The organism is Gryllotalpicola kribbensis (assembly GCF_039538245.1).
Classification (GTDB): domain Bacteria; phylum Actinomycetota; class Actinomycetes; order Actinomycetales; family Microbacteriaceae; genus Gryllotalpicola; species Gryllotalpicola kribbensis.
The window spans coordinates 260,935-267,792 of sequence record NZ_BAABBX010000014.1 but is presented as its reverse complement, the minus strand read 5'-3'; the positions used below and the strand labels follow the sequence as shown (position 1 = coordinate 267,792).

General features: G+C 70.6%; 6 protein-coding genes. 1 reads left to right on the top strand and 5 read right to left on the bottom strand.

Annotated elements, in window-relative coordinates; all coding sequences use genetic code 11:
- Positions 1 to 106: 106 nt before the first annotated feature.
- From ABD716_RS09415 to mscL, 3 genes are all read right to left on the bottom strand, one after another.
- The gene (locus tag ABD716_RS09415; RefSeq protein WP_344776163.1) at positions 107 to 2,704 is read right to left on the bottom strand and encodes a sigma-70 family RNA polymerase sigma factor; all 2,598 of its coding nucleotides are present in this window, start codon (positions 2,702 to 2,704) and stop codon (positions 107 to 109) included.
- 69 nt (positions 2,705 to 2,773) lie between these two features.
- The gene (locus tag ABD716_RS09410; RefSeq protein WP_344776161.1) at positions 2,774 to 3,100 is read right to left on the bottom strand and encodes a hypothetical protein; all 327 of its coding nucleotides are present in this window, start codon (positions 3,098 to 3,100) and stop codon (positions 2,774 to 2,776) included.
- Positions 3,101 to 3,297: 197 nt separating this feature from the next.
- Positions 3,298 to 3,735 (bottom strand): large conductance mechanosensitive channel protein MscL, encoded by a 438-nt coding sequence (mscL, locus tag ABD716_RS09405; protein WP_344776159.1) that lies wholly within the window; start codon positions 3,733 to 3,735, stop codon positions 3,298 to 3,300.
- Positions 3,736 to 3,870: 135 nt separating this feature from the next.
- On the opposite strand from mscL, the gene ABD716_RS09400 reads away from it, so the two are divergent.
- Positions 3,871 to 4,437 (top strand): NUDIX domain-containing protein, encoded by a 567-nt coding sequence (locus tag ABD716_RS09400; protein WP_344776157.1) that lies wholly within the window; start codon positions 3,871 to 3,873, stop codon positions 4,435 to 4,437.
- An 86-nt stretch (positions 4,438 to 4,523) separates the two neighbouring features.
- Here the strand turns inward: ABD716_RS09400 and ABD716_RS09395 are convergent, their stop codons facing one another.
- Positions 4,524 to 5,915, bottom strand: a complete 1,392-nt coding sequence (locus tag ABD716_RS09395; RefSeq protein WP_344776155.1) for an MFS transporter — start codon at positions 5,913 to 5,915, stop codon at positions 4,524 to 4,526.
- 20 nt (positions 5,916 to 5,935) lie between these two features.
- Positions 5,936 to 6,835 (bottom strand): class I SAM-dependent methyltransferase, encoded by a 900-nt coding sequence (locus tag ABD716_RS09390; RefSeq protein ID WP_344776153.1) that lies wholly within the window; start codon positions 6,833 to 6,835, stop codon positions 5,936 to 5,938.
- Positions 6,836 to 6,858: the final 23 nt, after the last annotated feature.

The following is a 6,858-nucleotide window of genomic DNA, read 5'->3' as shown; positions in this document are numbered from 1 at the left end:
CCCAGCAGAGAAACTCGACGAATACATCAAGTCCGGTGTTGCACTCACCACCTGAAACCGCCGCGGCGGAGCACCATTTCGGCACGTCTCGATGAGGGCCGTGGGCTCAAACGCTGCGCAGGCGACCGAAAAAACGATCGAAGTAGACACTCAGCTCGGTCTGCACCGCGGGAGTGCTCAGCACCCCGGGGAGCGTAGAGTCACTCGACTCCGGTCCGCGCCGTACGGCGTCTTGCCCGTCGACGTAGTAAGCCGTGACCACTGGCAGCACCTTGAACCCCGTCACGGGAAGGTCACCGTGCCCGCTGCCGTCAAGCTCGACGACTGACGTCGACGACATGAACAGGCTCTTCAGCTCAACCTTCACGTACGCGTTCGCTACTCCGGTGACCTGCACGTTCTTGTCGGCGCCGAGGAATCCGCTCGACACGATTCGAGCCGCGGGGGTCTTCAGCGTGACCGTCACCGGGACTCCGACGCTCAGCTCGGCCGCGTCGGAGACGCGCTGGTAGACGGTGACGGTGGAGTCACCGGCGGGCAGCGCATCGAGCTCGGGGAACCGGAAGTGACCGGATGCGTCGACCACGGTGCTGACCGAACCTCCGTCAGGTCGGCCGGCGCCCACCACCGCGTAGACGGTCGCACCCGGCACGCCCTTGCCGCTGATGATCGGGAAGAGCTCGTTCTCGTGGGGCGCGGCGCCCGTGTCGGCGGTCACGTCGGTCACCTCGGGGGACGCACTGTCTCCGTCGCCCGGATTCGTGTTCCCATTGCCGGGGTCGGAACCGTTGCCGTTGCCGTTGCCGTTGCCCGGGTCGCTGTGACCGCTGCCGCCGCCCGGCGTCGATCCGCCCTGGCCGTTGTCGCCGGGCGTTCCACCCGTCTGGGCGACCGGCAGGCTGTTCAGCTTCACGGTCCGCACCGCGCCGGTGCGGCCGGTCTTCGGGTCGACGTAGACGACCTTCGCCGCGGTCGCCCCCGCCGGAATCGCGGTGGACCCGTGGCCCGAGCCGTCGAGCACGAGCTTGCGCTCGGTGCCCTGCGAGAAGAGCACCTCGACCGTCGCACCCGTGGCGCCGCTGATCGTCAGCTGAGATCCGCTCGATGCGAGCGGCGCCGACAGGCCGAGCGTCTGCTTCGGCATCCTCGCCGTCACCGCGGTGGTCGTCGTGTCGCCACTCGGGCTGCGCTGGGTGACGGTGAGCCGCACATTGCCGTCCGCGTCGGGCTGCACCCAGTTCAGCGGCCCGAGCGTGAAGGTGCCGGACTGCCCCACGGTCGTCGAGCTGCTGCGCGTGGCGGCCGCGACCGTGGTCACGAAGGCGGCCCCGGGGTGCGCGAGTGCGGGTCGCACCGTGCCCATGCGCCCACGGGCGAGCGCCGGTGCATTCGCCGCAGCTGCCTGGGTCGCCGTCACCGTCGAACCGGGCGCGCCGGTGCCGTTGAGGATCGGATAGTAGAGGCCGTCGCCCGTGTCGACCGCCGACACCGCAACGGGCGCCGGGTCCTGAGCCGGCGGCGCAGCCGGCACGACGGGCACGGCTGGCTCGTGGGGCTCGCTTGATCCGCGCGCCGCCGGGGGTGCCGCCGCGGTTGACGGAGACGGCTTCGACGGCGCCGCGGGCGAGGCATCCGTTGACGAATCGGACGGCGCCTGCGCGCTCGACGACGAGCCCGCGGCGGCGACAGCCGACGATGCGGAGTGATGCGCGGGCGCGAAGGCGCCGCTTGCGAAGGCGATGCCGCCCGCGACCGCCGCAGCCGCCACGGCGCCGCCCGCGGCGATCGAGGCGTTCCTGACCCACGTGACCTTGCCGGCGACCGCGGCGCCGGCGGCTTTTCCGCCCGCGGCACCGCCACCGATGGCCGCGGCCGTGGCCGCAGCGGGCTTGAGCATGGCGGCGTATGCCGTCGCAGCGCCGCCGCCCAGAAATCCGATGAGGATGAGCGCGCCCAGGCGACGCGACGCCGCCGTCATCTCGGCGGCGGCCAGCGGGCAGCGGTCGCACTCGTCGAGGTGGGCGTCGAGGCGCTCCTGCTCGCGAGCGGGCAGCGCCTTGCGGGTCGAAGCCGCGAGCCGGTCGATCGACCAGCGGCACTCGGAGTTCTCGGGAACGGTGGAGATGTGCGCCTGCACCCAGGCGTGCCTGAGGCCCTCTTTCGCGCGCTTCGCGAGCGCCGACACCGCGTTCGGCTTGATGCCGATCATCGCGGCGACCTCGCGCGGCGGCAGCTGCTCGGCCTCGGTGTACCAGAGCACCTCCTGCCAGCGCTGCGGCAGCGTGTTGAACGCCCGCACGGTCAGGCTCTGGTCGAAGCGCTCAGAGAAGGCCTCGTCGCTCGAGTCGGGGTCGACGACCTCGAGCTCGTCAGGCGTGATCTCGTTCGGCTGCGCGCCCCAGCGGGCCGCGACCGAGCGGATGGTCGTGACGAGATACGGCCGGAACGCCGCTGTCGGCCCGTTGCCGCGCTCGATCGCCTTGAGCACGCGCACGAACGCCTCGGAGACGAGGTCGTCGGCGTCGAAGGCCGAGGTGATGGCGCGGGCCGCGCTGATCCCCGCGCGATGGTGGCGGTCCCAGAGGGCACCGTAGGCCTGCTTGTCGCCCGAGCGGACCCGCTCGAGCAGCTCGGCATCGCTTTCCGCGGACGCGCCGACCGGCCCGCTCTCAGCGGGCTCAGTGGGCTGGGGAAGTGCAGTCATAGGTCGTAGCTCGGTGCGGGGGTAGACAAGGCAGTGCGCTTGTACGATACGCGACGACTGTCGCGCAAGCTACATCGGCACCGTGACCAAAGGGCGGGGTACCGCGAGCCGCACAGACATGATCTCAATGAGAACCTCCTCGGACTCGCGCACCATGAGGCACAGGGCGCCGTCGATACGCTGCACGCTGAGACCGCCGCTCAGCGCCGCGGCCGACAGTGTCGTCGCCGCCACGTTGAGCAGCGCCGGCGCCGTCTTCCACACCACCACGTCGGGCAGGTGCTCGACGACGTCGCGCGCGACGGCCCGCACGAACGCGCGCCAGTCGCCGGGCGCCTTCTGCTCGGCAAGGGCACGCGCGACGCGCAGCTCGTCGAGTTCGATGACCTCGTTCACTTGTTCTGCTCTCTTCTGTGATCGAACGGATGCCGCGACCGCGGCTCGGAGACTGTGGTGATGCGAATGCCGCAGCTGAGGCATCCGGTGCAGAAAAGGGAGACACGAGCGGCCGCCACCCCCATGGCGGCCGCTCTCGGCCCAAGCCCGCGCGCGTTCCCAGTCGGTTGCGGGCACCCCCTTGTCGGCCGGTCTATTTAGTCGGCCCGGTGACGACTGCCGCTGAAGTCGGTGCGCACCGCGAGCAAGTCGCGGATCTGCGTCAGCAGCTCGATGTCACTGGGCCCAATCGGCGCCCCTTCCGCCGGCATGGCCGCCGCCGCGCGCCGCTTCATGAGTGCCTGAAGCGGAAGCACGAAGGCGAAGTACACGACCGCCGCGATGATCACGAAGTTGACCACCGCGCCGACCACAGCGCCGAAGTACAGCGTCGAGTGGCCGCCCGAGACGGTCGGAATGTCGACCGTGAGCGCCTTGTCGAGGCTGTTCGCGTTGAAGACGGCACTGATGAGCGGGTTGATGATCTTCGTGACCACCGCCGTGACAAGTGCCGTGAACGCCGTGCCGATGACCACGGCGACCGCGAGGTCGATGACGTTCCCCTGCGAGAGGAACTCTTTGAACCCCTTCAGCATGAATCCTCCAGATCCGGTTTTTCGTGCGGTTTCGTTCCGTACGCCTTGAAGAGACCTGGGGTGACGCGGATCGTGACGCGGCTGCCGAAGTTTTTTTGGAACTTTTTCTGGAGGGCCGTTTTCTAGGCTCGAGTCATGGCCTGGACGACACTCAGCACCCGCACCGCGTACGAGAATCCCTGGATCCGGGTGCGCGAGGACCAGGTCGTGCACCCCGACGGCTCGCAGGGGCTCTACGGCGTCGTGGAGCTGCGGCCGGCGGTGTTCGTCGTGGCGCTCGACGACGCCGAGCGGGTCGCCCTGGTCGAGATCGACCGATACACGGTGGGGTCGTCGCTCGAGGTGCCCGCGGGTGGCAGCGATGGGCAGGAGCCGCTGGTGGCCGCGCAGCGCGAGCTCGTGGAAGAGACCGGCCTTGAGGCATCCGAGTGGGTCGAACTGGGAACGCAATATGCGCTCAACGGCGCCGCGCTCGCGCCCGAGCACATCTTCCTCGCGCGCGGGCTTCGTCAGGTGGCGGATGCCTCACGCGAGCAGCTCGAGGAGGGGATCTCCGGCGTGCGGTTCGTGCCGCTCGGCGAGGTGCTCGCGATGATCGGTGACGGGCGCATCACCGACAACGAGACGGTCGCGGCGGTGGCGCTCGCGGCGATCAGGCTCGGCCGGCTGGCTTTCTGCCCCTCTTCTTCACCCGAAGTGTGAGTTCGGGTGCCTTGGCCCGCCAGGAAGCAACCCGAACTCACACTTCGGGGGCAGAGGGTGCCAGAGGGTGGGTGAGCGCCGGCGGCTCAGGCCGGGGTCGTCGCTCGCAGCTTCACCGCGGAGAGGATCGCGGCACCGGCGCCCGCGGCGACCGCCACCCAGAGGATCGTCGTCGCGGCCGCGGCCTGCTCGGTGACCGAGCCCGCCGCCGCACCCGAGAGCACGAGCGCCATCGACACCGCCGCGGCGCCGGCCGACTGCCCGACCGTGCGGTTCGTGTTGAGCACGGCAGAGGCCGACGCGGCGTAGCGCAGCGGCGCGGCCGCCATCATGTCGCGGTTGTTGGGGCTCTGGAAGGTGCCGAATCCGAGCCCGCAGACGGCGGTCGAGACCAGCACGAGCCAGATCGGCGGGTGCGAGCCGAGCAGGGCGCACATGGCGAGGCCGATCGTCAGGATCACGAGCCCGGTGACGGCGAGGTACGCGGGCCTGACCCGGTCGGCGACGCGCCCCGAGAGCGGGGCGACGATGACGATCACGAGCGGCCACGGCGTGAACAGCAGGGCGGACTCGAGCGGAGAGGCCCCATAGGCGCTCTGGAACAGGAACGGCAGCGCGATGAAGGCGATGCCCTGCCCGAGGAACGACACCCACGCCGTGCCGACGGTCAGGCTGAACACCCCCGTGAACAGCCCGAGGGGAATGAGCGGGCGCACGGCGCGGCGCTCGCGGCGGATGAACAGCCACGTGAAGAATCCCGCGGCGATGAGCAGCACGACCCCCTGCCACAGCGTCGAGAGCGCAGCGAGCTGCCGCACGCCGATGAGGAAGCACGCGATCGCGAACGCCGCGAAGAGCGCCCCCTGCGTGTCGTAGTCGCCGCGCTGCCGCGTGCGCCCCGGCACGAAGAAGATCGCGAGCACGAAGGCGACCGCCCCGATCGGCACGTTGATGAGGAACAGCCACGGCCAGCTCAGCCCCTGCAGGATGACGCCGCCGAGCGTCGGGCCGATCGAGGTGCCGAGCGCGACGGTCATCGCGTTGATGCCGAAGATCTGCCCCAGCTTCTCGGGCGGGAAGATGTTGCGGAACAGCGGCAGCGCCACCGCGAGGATCACCGCCGAGCCGAGTCCCTGCACCACGCGGAACGCGACCAGCCACCCGAGGGTCGGCGACAGTGCGCACCCGAGCGATGCGAGCGTGAAGACCGGCACGCCGACGAGGTAGAGGCGCCGCCGGCCGACCTGATCGCCGAGTGCACTCGTCGCGGGCACGGCGCACGCGACCGCGAGCAGGAACGCGGTCGCCACCCACACCGTCTCGGACGGCGGCACCGCGAGCTGCTTCGTCAGCTGGGGCAGCGCGACGTTGACGATCGACGTGTCGATCGTGGCCATCAGCGTGGACAGCAGGATCGAGACGACGGCCAGGTTGCGCCGCAGCGGCGACGAGGTGAGGGCGAGTGCTGCGGTGGTCATCGAGATTTAGTTTAGCTTTGCTAACTATCGGATGCCTGAGCCGGCCGCGCCCCGACGGCGAGCACCGCCGCCTGCGGGAAGTGCAGCAGCCCGTCGCTTCCGGTGAACGCGGGGGTGCGGGCGTCGTAGGCCGCTCTCATGCGGCGTCTGGTCGCGGCATCCGCCGCCCGATATGCGTAGCCGATCAGCGCGATGCCCGCCTCGACACCCGACCACAGCGCGTCGGCGTCGACGGCCCACTCGAACTCGACGCGGCGAGCGCGGATGCCGGTGAAGCCGCACTCCTCGAACAGCGCCGACAGCCCGGCCTCGCTGCGGTCGAAGTCGCTGCCCGCGGGCAGTCGGTTGCCGGGCGGCGGGTAGGCGCCCGTCTCGTCCTGGATCTCGCGCCACAGCACCGCTGTCGCGCTCGGCGCCTTCCCCCACGGCCACACCGTCGCGGCGAAGCGGCCGCCGGGCTTCAGCACGCGGCGCAGCTCGGCGAGGCCCTCGCGCGGGTGGTCGACGTGGTTGATCGCGAAGTTCGCGGCGGCCGCGTCGAACGCGGCGTCGTCGTAGGGCAGCTCGGGGAGCGTCGCGGTGGTGAAGCGGATGGTCTCGGCAGGCTCAATCCGGCGGCCTGCGGGGCCCGGTCTCCATTCGGCTTCGCCCAGTCGACCAGCGGCATTCGGCTGCCCCGAGTCGACCAGCGCGGGTCGGGAGCGCGCGAAGTCGATCATCGACTGCTCGGCGTCGAACGCGTCGACCTGCCAGCCGGCGCGCGCCGCGGCGATCGCCACCGAACCAGTGCCGGTGCCGACGTCGAGCAGGCGGCCCGGCGAGCCCAGCTCGCGGAGCAGCTCGGGCACGGTGCAGGCGCAGAGCGCCCCGAACGAACGGTCGTACGGCGCGGCGATGCCGGCCCATTCCGCGAAGGCCACCTGACCACACTATGGTGTGCGTC

Bases quoted from the DNA above. Each gene is read 5' to 3' on its own strand.
- ABD716_RS09400 (WP_344776157.1), top strand. From the start codon at position 3,871: ATGGCCTGGACGACACTCAGCACCCGCACCGCGTACGAGAATCCCTGG.
- mscL (WP_344776159.1), bottom strand. From the start codon at position 3,735: ATGCTGAAGGGGTTCAAAGAGTTCCTCTCGCAGGGGAACGTCATCGAC.
- ABD716_RS09415 (WP_344776163.1), bottom strand. From the start codon at position 2,704: ATGACTGCACTTCCCCAGCCCACTGAGCCCGCTGAGAGCGGGCCGGTC.
- ABD716_RS09395 (WP_344776155.1), bottom strand. From the start codon at position 5,915: ATGACCACCGCAGCACTCGCCCTCACCTCGTCGCCGCTGCGGCGCAAC.